The organism is Thiocapsa sp. (assembly GCF_035467215.1).
GTDB lineage: Bacteria > Pseudomonadota > Gammaproteobacteria > Chromatiales > Chromatiaceae > Thiocapsa.
On record NZ_DATITZ010000330.1, the window covers coordinates 1 to 22021 of the forward strand.

19 protein-coding genes and 1 pseudogene are annotated in these 22021 nt (G+C 66.4%); 11 read left to right on the forward strand and 9 right to left on the reverse strand.

Annotated features, from left to right (window positions below; all coding sequences use genetic code 11):
• The 8 genes and pseudogenes from VLR48_RS17765 to ftsY form a co-directional block, all read right to left on the reverse strand.
• A pseudogene (locus VLR48_RS17765) lies at positions 1-924 on the reverse strand (YgiQ family radical SAM protein); the annotation flags it as partial.
• Positions 925-1089: 165 nt separating this feature from the next.
• Positions 1090-1929: an RNA polymerase sigma factor RpoH gene (rpoH, locus tag VLR48_RS17770; protein ID WP_093037964.1), complete on the reverse strand. Its 840-nt coding sequence runs from the start codon at positions 1927-1929 to the stop codon at positions 1090-1092.
• 413 nt (positions 1930-2342) lie between these two features.
• Positions 2343-2828 carry a response regulator gene (locus VLR48_RS17775; RefSeq protein WP_325293067.1) on the reverse strand — a complete coding sequence of 162 codons (486 nt, stop codon included), beginning with the start codon at positions 2826-2828 and terminating at the stop codon, positions 2343-2345.
• A complete protein-coding gene (locus tag VLR48_RS17780; protein ID WP_325293068.1) occupies positions 2825-4819 on the reverse strand; it encodes a sensor histidine kinase in 1995 nt (664 codons plus the stop codon). The genes VLR48_RS17775 and VLR48_RS17780 overlap by 4 nt, the downstream gene beginning before the upstream one ends.
• Entirely contained in the window at positions 4816-6228 is a 1413-nt protein-coding gene (locus VLR48_RS17785) for a DASS family sodium-coupled anion symporter (protein ID WP_325293069.1), read from the reverse strand. The genes VLR48_RS17780 and VLR48_RS17785 overlap by 4 nt, the downstream gene beginning before the upstream one ends.
• 229 nt (positions 6229-6457) lie before the next feature.
• Positions 6458-7456, reverse strand: a complete 999-nt coding sequence (gene ftsX / locus VLR48_RS17790) for a permease-like cell division protein FtsX (RefSeq protein WP_325293070.1) — start codon at positions 7454-7456, stop codon at positions 6458-6460.
• A gap of 2 nt (positions 7457-7458) precedes the next feature.
• Positions 7459-8127 (reverse strand): cell division ATP-binding protein FtsE, encoded by a 669-nt coding sequence (gene ftsE, locus VLR48_RS17795; protein WP_093037945.1) that lies wholly within the window; start codon positions 8125-8127, stop codon positions 7459-7461.
• A gap of 12 nt (positions 8128-8139) precedes the next feature.
• Positions 8140-9438, reverse strand: coding sequence for a signal recognition particle-docking protein FtsY (gene ftsY / locus VLR48_RS17800; RefSeq protein ID WP_325293071.1), 1299 nt, complete (start codon positions 9436-9438; stop codon positions 8140-8142).
• Between the two features lie 295 nt (positions 9439-9733).
• On the opposite strand from ftsY, the gene VLR48_RS17805 reads away from it, so the two are divergent.
• The 7 genes from VLR48_RS17805 to VLR48_RS17835 all read left to right on the forward strand — a co-directional run bounded on the left by VLR48_RS17805 (position 9734) and on the right by VLR48_RS17835 (position 16648).
• Positions 9734-11110 (forward strand): pitrilysin family protein, encoded by a 1377-nt coding sequence (locus tag VLR48_RS17805; RefSeq protein ID WP_325293072.1) that lies wholly within the window; start codon positions 9734-9736, stop codon positions 11108-11110.
• A complete protein-coding gene (locus tag VLR48_RS17810; RefSeq protein ID WP_325293073.1) occupies positions 11100-12446 on the forward strand; it encodes a pitrilysin family protein in 1347 nt (448 codons plus the stop codon). The genes VLR48_RS17805 and VLR48_RS17810 overlap by 11 nt, the downstream gene beginning before the upstream one ends.
• On the forward strand, positions 12433-13011 hold the full coding sequence (gene rsmD, locus VLR48_RS17815) for a 16S rRNA (guanine(966)-N(2))-methyltransferase RsmD (protein WP_325293083.1): 579 nt from the start codon (positions 12433-12435) through the stop codon (positions 13009-13011). Before VLR48_RS17810 ends, rsmD begins: the two co-directional genes overlap by 14 nt.
• Positions 13012-13097: 86 nt before the next feature.
• Positions 13098-13574, forward strand: coding sequence for a pantetheine-phosphate adenylyltransferase (coaD, locus tag VLR48_RS17820; RefSeq protein ID WP_325293074.1), 477 nt, complete (start codon positions 13098-13100; stop codon positions 13572-13574).
• A 67-nt stretch (positions 13575-13641) separates the two neighbouring features.
• The gene (locus tag VLR48_RS17825; protein WP_325293075.1) at positions 13642-13893 is read left to right on the forward strand and encodes a YfhL family 4Fe-4S dicluster ferredoxin; all 252 of its coding nucleotides are present in this window, start codon (positions 13642-13644) and stop codon (positions 13891-13893) included.
• Positions 13868-15607, forward strand: coding sequence for a gamma-glutamyltransferase (ggt, locus tag VLR48_RS17830; protein ID WP_325293076.1), 1740 nt, complete (start codon positions 13868-13870; stop codon positions 15605-15607). The genes VLR48_RS17825 and ggt overlap by 26 nt, the downstream gene beginning before the upstream one ends.
• 129 nt (positions 15608-15736) lie before the next feature.
• On the forward strand, positions 15737-16648 hold the full coding sequence (locus tag VLR48_RS17835; protein WP_325293077.1) for a Tim44 domain-containing protein: 912 nt from the start codon (positions 15737-15739) through the stop codon (positions 16646-16648).
• Between the two features lie 44 nt (positions 16649-16692).
• Here the strand turns inward: VLR48_RS17835 and VLR48_RS17840 are convergent, their stop codons facing one another.
• The gene (locus VLR48_RS17840) at positions 16693-17076 is read right to left on the reverse strand and encodes a hypothetical protein (protein WP_325293078.1); all 384 of its coding nucleotides are present in this window, start codon (positions 17074-17076) and stop codon (positions 16693-16695) included.
• A gap of 344 nt (positions 17077-17420) precedes the next feature.
• Here VLR48_RS17840 and VLR48_RS17845 point away from each other — a divergent pair, with 344 nt between their 5' ends.
• The 4 genes from VLR48_RS17845 to VLR48_RS17860 form a co-directional block, all read left to right on the forward strand.
• Positions 17421-18872, forward strand: coding sequence for a glycosyltransferase family 2 protein (locus VLR48_RS17845; protein ID WP_325293079.1), 1452 nt, complete (start codon positions 17421-17423; stop codon positions 18870-18872).
• A gap of 248 nt (positions 18873-19120) precedes the next feature.
• Positions 19121-20464: a hemolysin family protein gene (locus tag VLR48_RS17850; protein ID WP_325293080.1), complete on the forward strand. Its 1344-nt coding sequence runs from the start codon at positions 19121-19123 to the stop codon at positions 20462-20464.
• The gene (locus tag VLR48_RS17855) at positions 20457-21809 is read left to right on the forward strand and encodes a hemolysin family protein (protein ID WP_325293081.1); all 1353 of its coding nucleotides are present in this window, start codon (positions 20457-20459) and stop codon (positions 21807-21809) included. Before VLR48_RS17850 ends, VLR48_RS17855 begins: the two co-directional genes overlap by 8 nt.
• A partial coding sequence (locus VLR48_RS17860; protein WP_325293082.1) for a hypothetical protein occupies positions 21799-22021 on the forward strand: 223 nt, incomplete at its 3' end. The genes VLR48_RS17855 and VLR48_RS17860, both read left to right, overlap by 11 nt.

Here is a 22021-nt window from a genome sequence, read left to right on the forward strand (position 1 = left end):
GACCCGCGAGGCATGGGCGTAGAGCACCGGGTCGTCCCTGACCTGCGCGAAGGACGGCAGGCGCACCACCGTACGGGCCCGATCCGTGCGTTGCGGGCGCGGCTGAAACCGGATGACTTGTGCCCCGTCGGGGGTCGACGGGTAGGCGTTCGGGTCGGTCTCCTTCGAGGCGACTGCGTACGGATCCGGATGCGGATCCACTCGGCCCGGTCGATCGAGTCCGCTGGAATCGATCTCCGCCCAGTCATCCGGGCGGCCGCGCGTCATGAAGGCAGTCCCGCGCAGATCGCGGGTCTGCTCGATCGGCTCGCCGCGCGCCAGGCGATGCGCCAGCTCGACCAGTGCGCGCTCGGCGTTGCCGTAGATGAGGAGATCGGCCTTCGCATCCACCAACACGGAGCGACGGACCTGCTCGGACCAATGATCGTAGTGGGCGATCCGACGCAGGCTCGCCTCGATGCCCCCGATCACGATGGGCACGCCCTTGAATGCCTCGCGTGCGCGTTGGGCATAAACGGTCACCGAACGGTCGGGGCGGCGGCCCGCGGCACCGTCCGGCGTGTAGGCATCGTCCGAGCGCAGTCGCCGATCGGAGGTGTAGCGGTTCACCATCGAGTCCATGTTCCCGGCCGTGATGCCGAAAAAGAGGTTCGGCTGTCCGAGGCGTCGGAAATCCTCGACCGAGGTCCAGTCCGGCTGGGCGATGATGCCGACCCGAAAGCCCTGCGCCTCGAGCAGTCGCCCGATGATGGCCATCCCGAACGAGGGATGGTCGACATAGGCATCCCCCGTCAAGATCACGATGTCGCAGCTGTCCCAGCCGAGCAGATCCATCTCGGCGCGCGACATGGGCAGCTCCGGGGCGGTCCCCAGCTTGTAGGCCCAATGCTTGCGGTGGGAGAAGATGTCGGGTGCTTTCATCATAAGATGGGCCAAACAAAAAGGCGGCGGACACCGTTGAGGTGACCACCGCCTTGGATCAGGTATGCACGGTTGCGGTTGCGGATAGCGGACGGCAGACCGTCTTCGGGTCACGGGCCCGAGGACGCGCTCGCCGGAGCAAGCTGCGACCTCGGCTTGCGGACCATCTTACACCTCGAGCTGGAGTCTCAGCTTCTTCATCGCATTCTTCTCGATCTGGCGAATGCGCTCGGCGGACACGCCGAACTGCTCGGCAAGCTCGTGAAGCGTTTGCTTCTTCTCCGACAACCAGCGCTCGCGCAGGATCGTCTTGCTGCGCTCGTCCAGACCTTTCAGCGCGGAATAGAGGCGATGATGTTGGTCGCGCTCGGTGTCCTGCCGCTCGAGCAGCTTGGCGGGCTCCATCCGCATATCGGGCAGATAGGTCGACGGCGCGGAAGGCGCGTCGTCGTCATCGTCTTCCAACCCGTCGAACGACAGATCCTGATTGGCCAAGCGCGATTCCATCTGCAGGACGGTCTCGGGCTTCACACCCAGATCGGCAGCAACCGCCTCGACCTCGTCCTTTGTGAACCATCCCAGACGCTTCTTCGCGCTGCGTAGGTTGAAGAAAAGCTTCCGCTGGGCCTTGGTCGTCGCGACCTTCACGATCCGCCAGTTCCGCAGAATGTATTCGTGGATCTCCGCCCGGATCCAGTGCACGGCGAAGGAGACGAGACGCACGCCCATGTCGGGCTCGAAACGGCGAACCGCCTTCATCAACCCCACGGTGCCCTCCTGGATCAGATCCGGCAGCGGCAAACCGTAACCGAGATAGCCACGGGCAATGCGGATGACGAAACGCAGATGAGAGGTAACGAGCCGCTTCGCCGCGTCCATGTCGCCATGATCGCGCAGCGCAATCGCGAGCGACTTCTCCTCTTCCGGGGTCAGGACCGGAATCTGGTAGGCGCCGCTGATGTAGGAGTCGATAGTACCCGTCGGCATGAGAGCGAAGTCTTTGGCCATGATCCAATACCTGAGTTATTTACCTTGGAAAATATCCTAGCAGTACGCTCGGGATTTTGCCAGCACTTTCGGCGGGGTTTTGGAGCCCGGACCGCGACAAAAGTTCACCAGACTCTAGGAGAGGTTTGTGGATTCGGCAAGACAGGGGCGGTCAAAATCAAGATCGTATGTTCCGATTAATTTCATTGTCAGCACTGATGATTAAAAATCGAAAATAGAAACAGGGTATTGTGATTTTCGAAAGATCTTTCGGAGACGCTCGAGCGCTAGATTTCACCCTGAACAATCACGGGATTTAATCTCGGGGATCTGTTCAAGGCGTAGACGTGGTTTCCATTCGACAGGATGCCTGCGAGGTATGCGCGCTAAAGGTGCGGAGTCGTGCAAGCCTCCGCGTCCCGTTGGCTTCAGACTCAAAGATCCCCGCGCTCGCGTACGATCGAGAGCGCGCGCTCCGCGTCCAGGACGGCGAGGTGGGGCAAGGGATCCACACCCGCCGCGACGACAAACGCGGTCAGCTGGTCCCGGACCATGTCGCACAAGGCATCCGCCTGCCAGGGTTTGGCGACATAGCGGTCGAGTCCGGCCTCGTTGATGGCGCGGATGGTATCGTCCTGGTCGGCTTGGCCCGTGACCAGGATCTTGCGCGCCGCTGCGGTCCGATCCTCGGCCGCGAGTCCGATCAGAAAGTCGACACCGCTCGTTCCGGGCAAACGGTGATCGGCCATCACGAGTGCGAGCCGATCGCCTGCCGCGTCGATCTCCTCGATCACCTCCAGCGCGGTCGGCACGTCCTCGGCCTCTTCGATGCGCACATGACGCGCGAACGACGCCAGATCGCGTCTGAGCGCCTCGCGGACCGGGCGCTCGTCCTCCAGTATCAACAGTGCCAGCTTCATGTCTCGATGTCCTCGTCGTCCGGCGGACCGGCCACCGGCAGCGTGATGGTCACCTGCGTATCGCCGGGGCGCGAGCTCAGCTCGATCGTCCCGCCGTGAGCATCCACGATCCGCCGCGCGATGGCGAGCCCGAGCCCGAGCCCGTAGCGGACGGCACCCTGCTTGGTGGTAAAGCGCGGCTCGAAGACCCGCGGCAGGACCTCCGGATCGATCCCGCGCCCGTTGTCGCGAATCTGCACACGCACGTGCGCCGTGTCGGGCGCATCCGTGATCAATGCGATGCGCCCGCATCCTTCGGCGCCGTCCCCGAGTGCGTCGCGCGCGTTGACCAAGAGGTTGGTCCAAAGCTGCTCGAGCTCGCCGGGGTGACAGCGAATCAGGGGCAGATCGCCGTAGCTGCGCTCGATCTCGACATCGCGCAGCCGGTGCGCCATAAGACGCAGCGTGTCTTCGAGACCCGCATGCAGCTCGATCTCGGCGACCGGCTCGCCCTTGGGGCGGGCGTAAGCGCGCAGGCTGGTCACCAGCTCGCACATCCGCCGGGAGGCGACCTCGAGGTTGCGCACCGCCGAGCCGATCCCGGCGACCGCCTCCACCAGATCGAGGCTCGGCGGATCGGCGGCGAGGGCACGCGCCCGCTCGGGATCTTCGATCCCGGCATCGAACAAACGTTGCGCCAGAGCGCCATCGCCGAGCGCCGCTTCCAGATGCCGACGCGCCGCGCGCTCTTCGCGTGTGCTGCGCGGGGCGCGGTCACGCTCGGCCGCAAAGATCTCGCTTGCGAGCCGGCCTTGCGGATGGCTCGCGAGCACACGCTCCAGATCCTCGCCGACATAGGTGGTCGCGCGCAGCATCGCCGCGACCGGATTGTTGAGCTCATGGGCAATTCCGGCCGCCATCTCGCCGAGCGTGGCGTAGCGCGCCTGCTCGACTAGATCCAAGCGGGCCTGCTCGAGCAGATGCAGCGCCTCGGAGAGCTGCCGGCGCTCACGCTCCAGGACATGGTTGAGCTGGGTCTTCTCGACCTGGAGCTGATCGGCGCGACGCAGCCGTTTGGCCAGGGCGCGGATGGAGACCGCCGCCATCGCCGCGCCGAGCGAGGCATCCACGGCCAGCGCGCGATCGAGCTGCTCGAAGGACAGATGCACGACCTCGACCTCGGTGGTCGCACGCGCCGTGAAGAAGGCGCGCTGCTGCTGAGCCAACGACAGCAGGCCGACCACCGACCCGGTCGAGTCGTGGTGCAGCCGCAGATCGCCGCCGGCCGAGGCATGATCGAGCGCGACCCGGCCGCGCAGCACGACCAGCACGGCGTCCACGTCGATGCCCTCGTGGATCAGGCGTGTGCCGGCCGGCAGGAGCAGACGCGGGCGCGGACCCAGGACGCGCTCGATCCCGGCGAGCAGCTGGGTCGCCACCTCTTGCGTGTCGAGCTCGAGCAGACGCAGCAGGTCGCTCTCGGGCTGCGCGACCGGCCGCCCGTCGGCCGCCACGAGCGCCCGGGTGCGCGGGTCGGTCGGTCGGTGCGAGCTGAGCCAACGTACCGTTTGCGCGCGCGCCTGCCAGGCCAGGATGCCGGGTGACCCCGGCATCGTGATCACGGCATGCAGCCGGTCCCGGTCGACCGACAGGAACACGTCATCGTGACGCGCTCGGTCGGTCAGCAGCAGGACGCTTGCTCGGCGCAGGACCGCCTGCTCGTCCAGGGTCTCGATTCGCGCATCGATTGAATCGGATGACCCGGGTGACGCGGGCGAGGCCGTCATGAGCACCAGCGGCACGACGCGCTCCGGATGTGCGCTCACCTGCGCACAGGCCGCAGCGACATCGTCCGCGCAGACCACCTCCGCGATGTCGGTCAACCCGCGGGCCACCTCCTCCGCGATCGAAGCGGCCAAAGACGGGGGCGCCACGATCAGAACACAGAGCGGGGCGAGCCGATCGCCCGCTCGCGAGCCTTCATGACCGGCGCGATCGAAGAGTTCGGTCATAGCAGACCCAGTGCACTCCAAACCGACGGCATGACGAGCGCCAGCACGAGCGCCCCGAAGCCGCCGATGACGACCCCGCTGAGGATCATCTCGGAGGTCGGTACCTCGCCGGTCGCATAGGCGATCGCGTTCGGCGGCGTGGAGATCGGCAAGGCCATGCCGAGTGCGCAGGCGAGCGCGACCATCACGCCGACCGCGGTCGGGTCGATCGGCAGCCCGATCGCCAGGCTCAGGGTCAGGGGCACCAGCAGGTTCGCCGCCGCCGAATGCGAGATCACGGTCGAGAGTCCGACCGAGACGCCCACCAACAGGAGCAGCAGGAGCGTCAGCGGCAGGGCCTCCCAAGCGACCAGTCCGATCAGCCAAACATCCAGCCCGCTTGCGCCGATGCCTGCCCCCAGGGCGATTCCCCCGGCCACCAGCCAGAGCACCGGCCATTGCAGGCGCTTGATGTCCTCGGCGCCCATGACCTGCGTGGCGAGCAGCGCGACCACCGGCAGAAAACCGACCGTCGAGGAGGAGATGCCGTGGAAGGGCTCGGTCAACCAGAGCAGAACGGTGGCGCCGGCGATGACGTAGAAGATCACTGCGGCCGGGGAGCGGTCGAAGTCGGCCGAGAGCTCGAGCGCGAGCGGGGTGTCCGCAGCGATGTATCGGCGCGTCAGGAACCACCAGGCGAACAAGAGCACGACCACCATCAGCGGCACCGCCAAGAGCATCCAGCCGATGAACGAGATGCCCTGCCCCGACGCCTCGAGCGCACCCAACGCGATGGCGTTCGGCGGGGAGCCCACGGGCGTGCCGATCCCGCCGACGTTCGCCGCGACCGGAATGGCCAAGGCCACCCCGGTGCGCGCGCGTCCTTGCGGCAGCGCGGCCAGGATCGGGATAACGACCGCAAACATGGTCGCGGTGGTCGCCGTGTTGGAGACGAACATCGACAGCAGCGCCGTGATCATCATGAGCCCGAGCAGCGAGAGTCTGGCGTTGCCGGCAAAGGGCCGCAGCATCACGGCCGCAAGGCTGCGGTCGAGTCCAAACTTGTGGGCGCCGTCCGCGATCAGGAAACCGCCGAGAAAGAGGATGATGACCGGATTCGCCAAGGTGGCGAAGTAGGTCGCCGCGGGAGGCAGAGTTCCGACGCCGCCGACCAGCGCCTGATCCGAGAGCATCAAGACCTGCAGCAGGATCACCAGCACGGCCGTCGCATAGAGCGGGATCGCCTCCGAGACCCAGAAGAGGATCGCGAGCAGAAAGATCGCCAGCATCCGATGCCCGGCAGGCTCCAGGCCCGGGATGTCGATCAGGAGCGGGACGACAAATGCAATCGAGCCCAGAAGCAGTCCCGTGCGCTGCACGAGGGTGAGCTGCGGCAATCTGACGCGCGGTCGCGCGGTCGCGGTCGACATCGGGGAAAACGTCCTAGTTTGGCTTCGAGGTGTGAGTCGGATCTAAACCGCGCCCGGCGCGGCATGCGATGTTTTTGGATGGGATCGGCCCCGGCAGACTTGACGACCGTTGGAGCCGGCGCGGTTTAGACTATTAATGAATTACTTTAAAGCGTGTCGGCTCGGACGCTGATGGTTCCCACCGTCGCCGATCCAACCCAACCACCGAGCATCCCGCTCGAGACGCGGTTTAGCCCGGCTCAGCACCGCGCAAATGACGGTTCACGGCGATCCAGCTGCCGATCAGGCTGAAGAGCACGCTCCCGGAGAAGATCACCAGCATTGCCAAGGGGCCGAGACCGGTGAGCGGAAACTCGCTGCGATAGAGGGTCGCCAGACGCGAGACGGGCTGCTGCAGCAGGATCACCGCGATGGTGACGAGGAACCAGGCGGTCAGACCGCCGAGCAGCCCGTACCAAGCCCCGGCATAGAGGAAAGGACGGCGGATGAAGGCCCCCGTCGCACCGACCAGCTCCATGATCTCGATCTCGATGCGCCGGTTCAGGATCTCGAGCCGGATGGTGTTGCCGACGATCAGCAGGACGCCGACACCCAACAACCCGCCGAGCAGCAGAACCGCGCGCTGAGCCAGGTCGAGGATCGCCTGGAAACGTTGCAGCCAGAGGGTATCCATTCGGGCGAAATCGGCCTCCGGCAAGGTCATCACCTCGTCGTGAAGCGCCTGAAGCCGCTCGGGCGCGGAGGAGGCTGCCTGCGGGTAAAGCGCGAGGACCGCCGGCAAGGGGTTGCTCTTGAGCTGCGAGAGGGCGTCCTCGAATCCGCCGAGCGCCCGAAACTCGTTGAGGGCCTGCTCGCGGCTGATCAAATGGACCTGAGCCAGCTCGGGTCGAGCGCGCAATTGCTCGGCGAGCCGTGCCGCCCCGGCGTCGTCGACGTCCTGTTTGAGGAACAGCGAGATGGCCGCGGCCTGATCCCAACCGCCGGCCATGGTGCGCAGGTTCTCGGTCACGACGAAGAGCGCGGCGGGCAGGGCCAGCGAGATCCCGATCACCGCGACCGTCATCCCCGTCGGCAGCGGCGTGCGCATGAGGCGGCCCAGGGTCGCAACCGCGCTCTGCAGATGTCTATTCGCCCAGAGGCCGGGCATGTCCAGCAGGCGGGGACCGCTGCGGCGGTGCGGTTTGCGCTTGGCCGTATTGGGCTTTCGCTTGAGCTTGGGCTTGGCCATGGTCACCAGGTCCCCGAGTCGTTGGCCAGTCGCCCGTCGGCGAGGGTGATGGTTCGATAGGGCATGGACATGACCAGACCCAGGTCGTGGGTGGCGATCAAGAGGGTCACGCCGACCTGGTGAAAACGTTCGAAGAGCCCGAAGATCTCGCGCGAGAGGTCGGGGTCGAGGTTTCCGGTCGGCTCGTCCGCGAGCACCAACGGCGGGCGCCCGACCACGGCGCGGGCGATACCGACGCGCTGCTGCTCGCCGCCCGAGAGCGCGACCGGCGTGGCGCGCTCGCGCGCGAGCAGGCCCACCTGATCGAGCGCGGCACGCACGCGTCGACCGATCTCTTTGTGCCCGAGACCGGCGACCACCAGAGGCAGGGCCACGTTGTCGAAAACGCTGCGATCCGGCAGGAGCCGATGATCCTGAAAGATCATGCCGACCTCGCGCCGGTGATACGGGATCTTGCGTCGCGGCAAGGCGGCGAGATTGCGCCCGTTGACGATCACCTGGCCGCGACTCGGTCGTTCGAGCAAGCCGATCAGACGCAGCAGGGTGCTCTTGCCGGCGCCCGAATGCCCGGTGAGGAAGGCCATCTCGCCGGCCTGCATCTCGAAGCTGAGGTCGCTCAGGGCCTCGCCGCGCTCCGGATAGCGTTTGAAGACATGCTCGAAGGAGATCACGGCCCCGCCTCCTCAGCTCAGCAAGGCATCGAGGAATTCATCGGCATCGAAGGGGCGCAAATCGTCGATCGTCTCGCCGACGCCGATGAAACGAATGGGCACCTTCAGACGGTCCGCAATCGCGAAGAGGATTCCGCCCTTTGCGGTGCCGTCGAGCTTGGTCAGCGTAATCCCCGTCAGGCCGATCGCCTGATGGAAGTGGGTCGCCTGGCTGAGGGCGTTCTGACCGGTCGTGGCATCCACGACCAGCATCACCTCATGGGGCGCCTCGGGGTCGATCTTCTTCATGACCCGCGCGACCTTGGCCAACTCCTCCATGAGATTGGATTTGGTGTGCAGCCGACCGGCCGTATCGGCGATCAGTACATCGGCTCCGCGGGCCGTGGCCGCCTGCAGGGCATCGAAGATCACTGATGCCGAATCCGCCCCGGTCTGCTGCGCGACCACGCTGACCCGGTTGCGCTCGCCCCAAGTCTGGAGCTGCTCGACCGCCGCCGCGCGGAAGGTGTCCCCGGCGGCCAGGATGACGCTGTTGCCCTCTTCCTGGAGCCGCTTGGCGAGCTTGCCGATCGTGGTCGTCTTGCCCGCGCCGTTGACGCCGACCATGAGGATCACCTGGGGGCGACCGGGTGCAGGCTGACGGACCGGCGCATCGGCCGCCTGCAGGACGCTTCGCAGCTCGCCCTTGAGCGCTCGGAGCAATGCCTGAGGATCGGCGAGCGATTTGCGCTTCACTCGGCTCGCCAGATCCTCCATGATGCGGGCGGTCGTGGGGACACCGACATCCGCCGTGAGCAGCAGGGTTTCCAGCTCCTCCATGAGATCGTCGTCGATACGCTTGCGCCCGATGAAGAGCGTTCCGAGGCCGTCGCCGAGCGTCTCGCGGGTCCGCGTCAGGCGTTCGCGCAGTCGCGAGAAAACGCCGGACTTCTTCTCCGTCGGCTCTTCCTGAATCCGGGCCGGCGCGGGAGCAACACGGGGTTCGGTGGCGCGAGCCTCGACAGCCGGCGGCGGAAGCGGCGTCTCGGCCTCGCCCGCCCGAGGTTTGGAACGAAACCACCCGCCCCGCTTCGCGCGCGGCTCGGCTTCGACCGGCTCGGCATGGACCGGCTCCGCGGTGGGCATGAGCTGCGCAACGCCGATCGGATCCGGAGATACCCGAGCCACGCCGCGCTCGATCTGAGCCGACGAGGCTACCGCCGCCGGGTCGGACGCGCCGGCCCCACCGGATTCGATCGACGGCTCGGCCGCAGCCGACTGATCCGACTCCGGCAACGCGGCTTTCCTGTGCTTTTTTCCGAAACCGAACATAACGACATGCCTGAAGGGGGAGAGAAACGGCGAGGGGTAGGCGAGCGATCCGTCGAATATGCGACGGGTACTGCGACACGACCGCAGAAGAGGCCGCTCCGCCCGTGTGGACGCAATGCTATCAGATCGCCGCGACGAGATCGCCCGAGGCTCGCCCGAACATCACCCCCTTGGGCCGGGGCAACCCCGGCCTTAACAAACCGTCATCTCCGAGAACTACCAAGGCCCGGCTCTGCCCCTACATTCCCTGTAGCGGGGTTCTTCCGCCTTCCGATTGCATCCGACCGGAGTCTCCATGCACCGAATTCTTCTAAGCTTGATCCTTTCTCTGCCCGCCCTTGCGCCGGCAGCGACCCAAACCGTCTACGAACGGACACTCGACAACGGCCTCAAGGTCCTGGTCAAGCCGGACCGACGCGCCCCGATCCTCATCTCGCAGGTCTGGTACAAGGTGGGTTCCAGCTACGAGTACGGCGGGATCACCGGCGTGTCGCACCTGCTCGAGCACATGATGTTCAAGGGCACCGAGCGGCTCGCCCCGGGCGAGTTTTCGCGCATCATCGCCGAGAACGGCGGGGAGGAGAACGCCTTCACCGGGCGTGACTACACCGCCTATTTTCAGTCGCTCGCGAACGACCGCCTGGAGATCGCCTTCGAGCTCGAGGCCGAGCGCATGCGCAATCTCGACTTGGATGCCGAGGAGTTCGCCAAGGAGCTGGAGGTCGTGAAGGAGGAGCGGCGCACCCGCACCGACGACAACCCGCAATCGCTCGCCTTCGAGCGCTTCAACGCCGTCGCCTACGTCGCCTCCCCGTACCGCAACCCGGTCATCGGCTGGGCCGGCGATCTCGATCAGGCGAGCGTCGAGGACCTGCGCGACTGGTACCGTCTCTGGTACGCCCCGAACAACGCGACCCTGGTCGTCGCGGGCGACGTCGACCCCGAGGAGGTCTTTCGATTGGCCGAGAAACACTTCGGTCCGCTCGAGCCCGAGCGCATCAGCCCACCCAAGATGCAGCCGGAGCCCGAGCAGCTGGGGACGAAACGCATGGTCGTGAAGGCGCCCGCACAAGAGCCCTATCTCCTGATGGGCTGGAAGGCGCCGGCCCTGATCGATGCCGAAGAGGCGTGGGAGCCCTACGCCTTCGAGGTCTTGACCTCGGTCCTGGACGGCGGGAGCAGTACCCGCCTGGAGCGTGAGCTGGTCCGCGGCAGCCAGGTCGCGTCCTCGGCGAGCGCGAGCTACAGCGCCTTCGGTCGCCTGCCCGGCATGTTCATGTTGAGCGGCGTTCCGGCCAAGGGCAAAACCATCGAGCAGGTCGAAGCGGCGCTGCTCGCGCAGATCGAGCGCGTCCGAGCCGAGCTCGTGGACGAGCGCGAGATGGAGCGAGTGCGCAATCAGTTGATCGCGGACAAGGTCTACGAGCGCGACTCCCTCTTCTACCAGGCCATGATCCTCGGCCAGTTGGAGACGGTCGGCCTGGGTTGGGAGCTCGCCGATACCTATTTCGACAAACTTGCGGCGGTCACCCCGGAGCAGGTCCGCGCCGTTGCGCAAAAGTACCTAGTCCCCGAGAAGCTCACCGTCGGCGTGCTTGATCCGCAACCGATGGACGACAACCAAACCGCGCGCGCACCGGTCGCGCTGGAGATGCAGACCAATGTGCACTGATCCCCGCCGATTCTCCGTCTGGTCGAGCGCACTCCTGCTGTGCGCCGCCGGGACCCTTCAGGCCGCGCCCGAAATCCAGACCTGGCAGGCCGCGAGCGGCGCCCGCGTGCTCTTCGTCGCCTCGCCCGAGCTGCCGATGGTCGACGTGAATCTGGTCTTCGATGCCGGCAGCGCCCGCGACGGCGAACGCTCGGGCCTGGCGTCCATGACGGCGGATATGCTGACGCAGGGCGCCGGTGACTGGGACGCCGACACAATCGCCGTGCGGATCGAGGACGTCGGCGCCAAGCTCGGCGCAAGCGCGGATCGCGACAAGACCTCGGTGTCGTTGCGTACACTGACCCGCCAGCCGGCGATGAACACGGCTGTGGAGACGCTCGCGACCCTGGTGAGCGCCCCGACCTTTGCCGATGCGGATCTCGAACGGGAGCGCCGCAATCGGCTCATCGCGCTGCGTCAGGACGAAGAGTCTCCGCGCACCGTCGGGCAGAAGGCGCTCTATCGCAAGATCTTCGGCAATCATCCCTACGCGGCGGACCCGTCCGGCACGGCCGAGACGGTCGCGGCGATCACGCGCGACGATCTGGTCGACTTCCATCGGCGCCATTACACGGCGGCCAACGCAGTGGTGGCGATCGTCGGTGCGCTGGACCGTGCGCAAGCCGAGGCGCTCGCCGACCGCATCACCGCCGGTCTTCCGCAGGGCGAGCGGTTGGCGCCGCTGCCGGGCGTAGCGGATCTGGATGCCGCGGTGACCGAGCAGATCACCTTCCCGTCCAGCCAGACCACCGTGGTGGCGGGCCAGCCCGGCATGCGTCGCGGCGACCCGGACTATTTCACACTCTACGTGGGCAACCACATCCTCGGGGGCAGCGGCTTGGTCTCCCTGCTGATGGAGGAGATCCGCGAGAAGCGCGGGCTCTCCTACAGCACCTACAGCTATTTCCTGCCCTTGGCCCAGCCCGGCCCCTTCCTGATGGGCCTGCAGACCAAGAACGATCAGGCCGACCAGGCACGCGAGGTCATGCTCGACACCCTGCGCCGCTTCATCGAATCGGGACCGAGCGAGGCTGAGCTGACCGCGGCGAAGAAGAACATCACCGGCGGCTTCCCGTTGCGGATCGCAAGCAACTCCGACATCGTCGGGTATCTCGCCGTGATCGGCTTCTACGACCTGCCGCTGGACTATCTCGACCGCTTCACCGACCGCATCGAGGCGGTGACGGTCGAGCAGATCAAGGATGCCTTTTCGCGTCGGCTCCATCCGGATCGGCTGGCCGTCGTGGTGGTCGGGGGCGGCACCGAGCAGACCGCGCGTGTCGGTGCCGAAGGCTAGAGGCGAGCTGCGGATCATCGGCGGTCGCTATCGCGGCCGCCGCCTGCCGATCCCGAGCGAGAACGGGCTGCGACCGACGTCCGATCGCGTGCGCGAGACCCTGTTCAACTGGCTGGCGCCCGTGATTCCGGGTGCGCGCTGTCTCGACGCCTTTGCGGGAAGCGGCGCGCTGGGATTCGAGGCCGTCTCGCGCGGCGCGGGCGAGGTCGTCCTGATCGAGCAATCCGGGGCGGTCGTGCGCCAGCTTCAAGCCAACGCCCGTCGACTGGGCGCCGAAGAGACGCGGATCCTGCACGGCGATGCGCTCCGCTGGCTCGAAGGCTCCGGCCCGCCGTTCGATATCGTCTTCCTCGACCCGCCCTTCGCAGAGGCACTCTGGGCGCCCGCCATCGAGCGCTTGACCCGCCGGGGCTGGCTCAAACCGGGCAGTCGCGTCTATTTGGAGACCCCGGCGCGCAGCGGGTTTCCGGATCTGCCGGCGGGTTGGGATTTCGTTCGGGACAAGACGGCCGGGCAGGTGCGCTACGGGCTCGTTGTCGTCGGCTCGGATGCCGAAGCCGCCTGACTCCTACCCGAGGCTGCGCTGTGGTATTGTGCGGGCCGCCGACGGCCCGGGGGCTCCGGGCCCTTCATCCGAGCGAGGAAACGGGTTTGCGACGCGTGGTTTATCCGGGGACATTCGATCCCGTCACCAATGGCCATACCGATCTGATCCTGCGTGCCGCGCGACTGTTCGACCGTGTGATCGTGGCCGTGGCCGTGGATACGGGCAAGGCGCCCCTGTTCTCGACCGACGAGCGTGTGGCCTTGGTTCGAGAGGCGCTCGGGCCGCGCGAGAACGTCGAGGTGGTTCCCTTTAAGGGGCTCCTCGTGGAATTCACCCGACAACTCGGCGTCAGTGTCATTATGCGCGGCTTGCGCGCGGTCTCGGACTTCGAGTACGAGTTCCAGTTGGCCGGCATGAACCGACGCATGGCCCCGGACATCGAGACCCTGTTTCTCACGCCGGCCGAGACCTACTCCTACATCTCCTCCTCGCTGGTACGCGAGATCGCACGGCTCGGCGGGGATGTCTCGACCTTTGTGGCGCCTGCGGTGCAGGCTGCACTGAACGAGCGGTTTGGATAAGATCCGCGCATCCCCATACAGCCCTTTGGGTTCAGCCAACCTAACCCCCTCGACCAGGAGCGATTTCATGTCCCTGATTATTACCGACGAGTGCATCAACTGCGACGTGTGCGAGCCCGAGTGCCCGAACGGCGCCATCTCCCAAGGCGACGAGATCTACGTGATCGAACCCTCGCTCTGCACCGAATGTGTCGGACACTACGAGACCTCGCAGTGCGTCGAGGTCTGCCCCGTCGACTGTATCATCAAGGACCCGGATCACGAGGAGACCGAGGAGGAGCTTCGGGCCAAGTATGAGCGCATCACCGGCGAAAGCTGACGTCGCCCGAAGCGCCGCAGCCCGTCGCGCCCCGTGGCGCGGCGGCGTCTGGATTGCGGCGCTCCTGCTTGTCTCTGCGGGGGCCCGCGCCGCCTGTGACGGAACGCAGGTCCGTCCCGATCAAGCCGCGATCGCCTCTGCGCACCCCTTGGCAACCGAGGCCGGACTGAAGATCCTCGACGCCGGTGGCAACGCCTTCGATGCCGCCGTCGCGGTCAGTGCCGCCTTGGCCGTGGTCGAGCCCTACGGCTCCGGGATCGGCGGCGGCGGCTTCTGGCTGATTCATCGCGCGAAAGACTGCCGCGAGACCATGCTCGACGGACGCGAACGTGCGCCGCTGGCGGGACATCGCGACGTGTTTCTAGACGGGGCCGGTCAATTCGTCCCCGAGTCCGCACTCGTCGGACCCCTGTCGGCGGGTATCCCCGGCACACCGGCCGCGCTCGTACAACTCGCAGAGGGCTACGGGCGCCTGCCGTTGGCGCAGACACTGGCTCCGGCCATCGGTCTCGCACGCGACGGGTTCGAGATCGGCGACGGGTATCGGCGCGTCGCCGCATGGCGTCTACCCGCACTGCGGACCTCGCCGGCAGCCGCCGCGCAGTTCTTGGTCGACGACGAGGTGCCGCCGCGCGGACATCGTCTGCGTCAGCCGGATCTCGCCGACACCCTGGAGAGACTCTCAAGCGGCGGCCATGCGGGCTTCTATGCCGGCGAGACCGCGGAGCGCCTGGTGTCCGGCGTGCGTGCCGCGGGCGGGATCTGGACGCTCGAGGACCTTGCCGAATACCGTGCCGTGGAGCGCGAGCCGATCGTCGCGAACTTCCGCGGCTGGCGTCTCGTCAGCGCCGCGCCGCCCTCCTCCGGGGGCGTGCTGCTGGTCCAGATCCTCAACATGCTCTCCGCGATCGAGCCCCAGCCGGAATCCGACACCCAGCGGGTCCATGCGCTCGTCGAGACGATGCGCCGCGCCTATCGCGACCGCGCCCGCTATCTCGGCGACCCCGATCACGTGGAGATGCCGATCGAGCGTCTGACCCATCCGCACTATGCGGCCGGCCTGATTCGCGATTTCGATCCGACCCGTGCCACGCCGAGCACGGCCGCCGAGACCGATGCGGCCGCATCCGAAGGCCGCGACACCACCCATTTCTCGATCCTCGATCGCGAGGGCAATCGGGTTGCGGGGACACTCAGCATCAACTATCCGTTCGGCTCCGGATTCGTCCCGCCGGGTACGGGTGTCTTGCTGAACGACGAGATGGACGATTTTTCCGCACAGCCCGGTGTGGCGAACGCCTACGGGCTGGTCGGCGGAGAGGCCAACGCCATCGCCCCCGGCAAGCGCATGCTCTCGAGCATGTCGCCGACCTTTCTCGAGTCGCCCGAGACGGTCGTCATCCTGGGCACACCCGGCGGCAGCCGTATCATTACGATGGTGCTGCAGGGCATCTTGGGAGCCGTCGACGGGGTCCCGCTCGAGGACTGGATCGCGCGACCCAGGATCCACCATCAGTATCTTCCGGACCGACTCGAGTTCGAGTCGGGTGCACTGAGCCCCACCGAACAGCGCGATGTCACCGCGATGGGACACCGCCTCGAGCTGCTGATCCGCCCCGTCGGAAACATGCAGGCGATCCTCTGGGATCGTGCGAACGGGCAGGTGAAGGCCGCGAGCGATCCGCGCGGTACCGGACATGCCGAGGTTCGGTGATTCCGGCGTTTGGGGCGGTCAGGTTCGAATTGTTTTTCGCGGCGCAGCCCGGATCCTAAAGGGTTAGCGTCGAGTTCCGAATAGCTACAGTCATCACGTCAACTCACCCACCGAGGAGTCCCGACTCGCATGCGATTCAAAACACTCATGACCGCGGCCATCGCCATGATTGCGGTCACCGTCCTTTCCGTCCCGGGCGATGTCGAGGCCAAGCGCCTCGGCGGCGGCATGAACCTCGGCAAGCAGTCCAGCGGGATGCAACGCCAGACCCAGCCCGCCGCGACGGCGCAACGTCCGGCCCAGCCCAATGCCGCGCAAGCCGCTGCCGGCCAACGCCCGGCGAGCGGTGCAAGCCGCTGGCTCGGACCCTTGGCCGGTCTTGCGGCCGGCGGTCTGCTCGCCTCCATGTTCTTCGGCGACGGCTTCGAGGGGTTCCAGATCATGGACTTCCTTCTGATCGCGCTGCTTGCGGTCGGGGGCTTCATGCTGTTTCGCATGTGGAAGCGTAACCAGGCCAAACCGGCGATGGCCGCGGCCGGTGTGGGCGGCGGGTTCACCCACGCCGGATCCGCTCCGGCCTACGAGCGCCGCGGACAGGCAGACAGCGGCATCCTTCACCCCGGCATGGGCGCTCAGGGCGGTCCGGTGGCCGGCGACAACCAGTCACCGAGCTGGTTCGACGGCGCCGGCTTCCTGGAAGGTGCGAAGTCTCACTTCATCAATCTTCAGGCGGCTTGGGACCAAGCCGATTTCGACGGCATCCGCGAGTACATGACGCCCGAGCTCTTCGCGGATCTGCAGCGCGAGCGTCTGAAGACCGAAGGGAGCCAATCCACCGAGGTCGTGCGTCTGAACGCCGAGCTGATCGGGGTGCGTCGCGAGGGGGATCTCGTCGTGGCGAGCGTGCTCTTCTCCGGCCTGATCCGCGAGGACGAGAAGGGCGCGGCCGATGCGTTCAGCGAGATCTGGCATGTCCAGCATCGCTGGGACGGCGCCGAGGGCGACTGGCATATCGCCGGCATTCAGCAGGTCGAAGGCTGATCCGAAGATTCGGCCTACGCCGCACGCGGCGTAGGCCGGAGTCCTCACCTGGCTAGACCGATCGGCGTCCTGTCGTTCATCCACTCGCGCGCGATGGAGAAACTGACATCTACGGCGATCAGGCCCAGGATCAGGAAGCCCATGGCAAGAAGCCAGTAGAGCCTTCGCAACATCCCCCGCATCCACCGGCGCCAGCCGCCACCCGCCTCCGGGACCCTCGGTATACGGGCAAACAGATCGATGAAGACCACCCCCAGCACGGCCCACAGGAGTACGACCAAGGCGGGAAATAGGACCAAGTCCCCCTCCGCCGCCTCGAATGCGACCAAAGAGACCCCTGCGGCCAGGGCTCCGACAACGGAGAGGCCGATGAAGAAGGCGCGCGCCGGTGCGAAACGCACGGCGATCTGCTGCATGAGATCGAGCATGTCCGGTGCCTGCGCGGAGGATAGCGGCTTGATTCGAAAACCTGATTCTAATGCCTGGACCCCGTTCGCATCCGCCCTTTCGTCGCCCGACGGCGGTTCGCGAAGCGAGCGAGACACGCAACGCAATGCGGCTCTTGCCGTCGCGATACAGCTCGCTCTATCCTGTCGCGCGTACGACCGGAGCCGCCGATCAGTCGGATGGTCGGCGAAGGATCCGAACCCGCGACCCGAATCGAGACGTCCTTGCCGGGGTCTTGGCCATACGCTCGCCCCGTTGCCCTCGCCGCCGGCCGACCGGCCAACCTAATCCTTATAACCGATTCAGATCCTACGGACATATTCACATGCTCGCAGCGGAACCGATTGTCGAGCTGCTCCTGACGCTTGGCTTGATCCTCCTGGCGATGTCATCGCTCAATCTTCTCGGACTCATGCTCGCGCGTCTGCTGATGCCGGCCCGACGTCTCCTCGCGACGGCACCGACCGGCAGCCCGCTCCCGACGGTGCTGGTTCAGCTCCCGCTCTTCAACGAGGGCGAGCTGGTCGATCGCGTCCTGGAGGCCGTGATGGCCCTGGATTGGCCGAGAGACCGTTTGCAGATCCAGGTGCTCGACGACAGTACCGACGAGTTTTCGCTGTCGCTCAGCCAGCGGGCCGTCGCCAAGCTGCGCCGCGAAGGTGTCCAGATCGAGCTCCTGCATCGGATCAAACGCACCGCCTTCAAGGCCGGTGCGCTGGCGGCCGGCCTCGAGCGCTCGGATGCGGAGTTCGTGGCCATCTTCGACGCCGATTTTATGCCGCCGTCGGATTTCCTGCGCAAAACCATCGACCCCTTGCTCGCGCAGCCCGATCTCGCCTACGTCCAAGCCCGCTGGGCGCACATCAACCGCGACGACAGTCTGCTGACCCGCACGCAGGCGCGCCTGCTCGATTCGCACTTCCAGGTCGAGCAGGAGGCGCGTTGGCGCCTGGGTCTGCCGGTCCCCTTCAACGGAACCTGCGGTGTTTGGCGTCGCCGTGCGATCGATGACGCAGGCGGCTGGCAAGGCGACACCCTCACGGAGGATCTGGACCTGAGTCTGCGTGCCCGTCTGCGCGGCTGGCGCTCAGGGTTCATGAAGGACCTCCCGGTCCCCGGCGTGCTGCCCGTCTCGGTGCGCGCCTGGCGGACGCAACAGTTTCGCTGGACCAAGGGATTCGCCCAGTGTTTCGTCAAGCTGCTGCCGACGATCTGGGCCAGTCCCGTACTGTCGCGCTGGCAAAAGGTCATGATCAGCTTTCAGCTCGGCCAACCCCTGGCGTTCCTGATCGGCGCCGCCTGCGTGATCTTGGGGCTGCCCTTCATCGCCGGTGCGGCGGTCGCCGGGGATGCGCTGGGACGGGTCGCGATCCTTACCTCGATGCTCGGCTTCGCCGCACCCATCGGTTTTCTGACGCTTGCCGGCATCCGCTCCGGAGCCCGTGCAACGGCGACCGAGGTCTTCGCTGCGCTCTTCCTGACCACCGGGCTTCTCCTCTCCAACGCCCGCGCCGGCCTGGAGGCCCTGCTCGGCTATCGCAGCCCCTTCGTGCGCACGCCGAAGGGCGCGGTCACGGTCGGCCCGCGCAGGATGGTGCGCTGGCCGAACGGACTCCTGGAGCTGAGTGCCGGCCTCGGCCTCTTGGGCTTTGCCCTGATGGAACAGCCGGTCACCGTCATCTACCTGGTCATGGTCATCGGCGGCCTGCTGGGGGTGGGAACCTTGCAGTTCCTGGACGGGCGCGCACTGTCGAAACAGTCAGGCGCCGGATCCTGAAGCCATGCGCTCGGATCGGCCGGAGCCGCATTCGGCCGATTCGGCTGCACACACGACGACGCTTGCCCCCGATGCTGGCCTGATATACTCCCGGACATGAACCACACACCCCTGCTCGCTGTCGGCGAGCCCGACGATGCCGACTCCGCGGACCCCCACAGTCCAGGCTTGATCCCCACCCCACAGCGCCCGACCGATCCGGCGTCTCGCCCTTCGAGACCGCATCCAGGACCTGCCGGAGCCGTCCGATGAGCCTCTGGATGTTTCTCGTCGTCGGCATTCTGATCCTGATCAACGCACTCTATGTCGCGGCCGAGTTCGCGATCGTGGGTGCTCGGGCCAGTCGCGTCGAGCATTTTGCCCGACAGGGTCATCGCCTCGCGGCGGCACTCTTACCCATCGTCAAAGACACGACGCGTCTGGATCGCTATATCGCCACCTGCCAGATCGGGATCACGCTCTCCAGCCTCATCCTCGGCGCCTTCGGACAGGCGACGATCGGACTGGCACTCGGTGCACGGCTGGTCTCGGATTGGGGGATGGAGACGGTGGGCGCCTACGCCCTGTCGGCGACCATCGTACTGGTGGTGCTGACCTCGGCCCAGGTCGTGCTCGGGGAGCTGATCCCCAAGACGGTCGCCCTGCAATACCCGGTCGGGACGGCGATGTACACCTACCTGCCGATGCGCTGGTCCTTGGTCTTGTTTCATCCCTTCATCGGACTGCTCAACGGGAGCGGCAACCTGATCCTGAGACGGTTCGGCATCGACCCGGAGGTCAGTCATCGGCATGTCCATTCTCCGGACGAGATCGAGCTGCTGATCCGCGAAAGCAACGAAGGCGGGATGCTGGAGGCCAAGGCGAGCAAGCGTCTGCGCGAGGTGCTGCGCCTGAGCCGCCACACGGTGCGTCAGTTCATGGTGCCTCGGCGACAGATCGCGAGTCTGGATCTGGCTGCTCCGCTCGATCAACTCTTGGCCGAGATCGACGCGTCGCCCTACACCCGCCTGGTGGTCCATCGGGACGGGCTCGACAACGTGCGCGGCTTCATCCATGTCAAGGATCTGGCGATCGCGACGGCCGGCGGGCGCGAGATCCTCGCCTTACAGCCTCTGGTCCGCCCGCTCCTGGCGCTGCCGAACCGCTTGACCCTGGATCGGGTGCTGGGGCAGATGCGCGATCGACGCGCCCGCATTGCACTGGTGGTGAGCGAGTACGGCGACGTCGAGGGTCTCATCAGCCTGGAAGACATCGTGCGCGAGCTGATCGGCGAGCTGTCCGACGAGTTCAAATCCAACAGCGAGCTTGCCCCCGAGCAGCTCGACGACGACCGTTGGCGCCTACCCGGACGTCTCCCGCTCGATGAAGCGATCGATTGGGCACGCCCCTACACCGACCCGGCTGTTTGGCACGACAGTCAAGCCGAGACCCTCGCCGGCTGGTTGCTCGAGCAGCTCGGCAACATCCCGGAGGCGGGCGACAGGCTGGAGGTGATCGGCCTTGCGTTCGAGATCGAGGAGATGGACGGACCGGCGATCGCATCCGTCATGGTTCGTGTCGTCGGCGGCGCATCGGGAGACGAGCATGCATGAGCTCTGGATCGTCCTGATCGTCATCATGGCCTTGGTGGCCCTCAACGGACTCTTTGTCGCCGCCGAGTTCGCCATCATCGGCACCTCGCGCGCAGCGATGGCCGCGCGTGCGGAGGCGGGCGATGCGCTCGCACGGCGCATCGCCCGCATCCTCGACGACCCGGCGCGACTCGATCGCTATGTCGCCACCGCCCAGCTCGGCATCACCTTCGCAAGCCTGGGTCTGGGGATGTACGGCGAGCACACCCTGGCCGGGTATTTCGAGGAATGGCTTCTTCTCGCGGGATTCACCGACCTAGGCGCGCTCGTGACGGCGCACGGGCTCGCGGCGGTGCTGGCCATCACGGCGATCACCTATCTGCATATCGTCTTGGGCGAGATGGTCCCCAAGGCGCTTGCGCTGACCCGGCCCATGACCGTCGCCATGTGGGTGACCCCACCCATGATTGTGATCGGCTTGATCCTTTATCCCTTGGTCCGCGTGCTCAATCTGACCGGCAACCTCCTGCTTGGCTTGGTCGGCTTCAAACGCGGGCGCAGCGCGGCCCATTATCTGGGCCAGGACGAGCTGGAATCGCTCGCCCGCGAGAGCCAACAGAGCGGCCTCTTGAGCGAGGAGAGCGGTCGGATCTTCCTCGAGCTTGCCGATTTCAGCGAGATCGCCGCGGTGCAGGCGATGGTGCCGCGGGTGCGCGCGAGCGGGATCCCGGTCGGGGCAACCGACGCCATGCTCCGCGAGATCCTGCATCGGCATCGCCATACCCGCTACCCGGTCTACGAGGGCAGTCTCGACCAGATCATCGGGACCATTCACATCAAGGATCTGATGGCACTGCTGCGCGCCGGCGCGGGCCTCGATCCCGCGGTGGTCCGAGAGACCGCCTACCTGCCCGAAACCGCGACCTTGGACGATGTCCTCGCAGCAATGGACCGGGTGCACAACCAGATGATCGTGGTCATGGACGAGCACGGCGGGACCGCGGGCATCCTCACCATGGAAGACATCTGCGCCGAGGCCGTCGGAGATATCGAGGAGGGTGTCGAGGACGTCCCGGATGTCTTACCGGTCGGCACCGCGGGCTACCAGGTCCAAGGCACGGTGCGCCTGGACACCCTCGGCGACCTGATCGGGCGCGAGCTCGAGCACCCCGAGATCGACACCGTCTCCGGGCTGATCCTAAGCGAGCTGGGTCGCCCGCCGGTGCTTGGCGATGAAGTCCGGTGGAACGGCCTGCGATTCGAGGTCAGCGGCCTCTTCGGCCGCGGTGTCCGGCAGGCCACCCTGACGTTCGAGATGCCGGAGACAACCGCCGATCGGGATGCCGCGCCGGAGGATGCGCACTGATCTGACGCGAAACGGAAGACTCGCACGCTCAGTGCATCCTGAAGATGGTTGCCAGCCAGCACGCCGGACAACCCTGGTCGCCGAGATCGACCGGCGCATCGCCGAGGAGATCGACCTGCCGCCGGGCTACAGCGTCGTCTTCGGCGGCCAGTTCGAGAATCAGCAGCGCGCCCAGCAGCGGTTGATGATCGTGGTGCCGCTGTCGCTCGGGC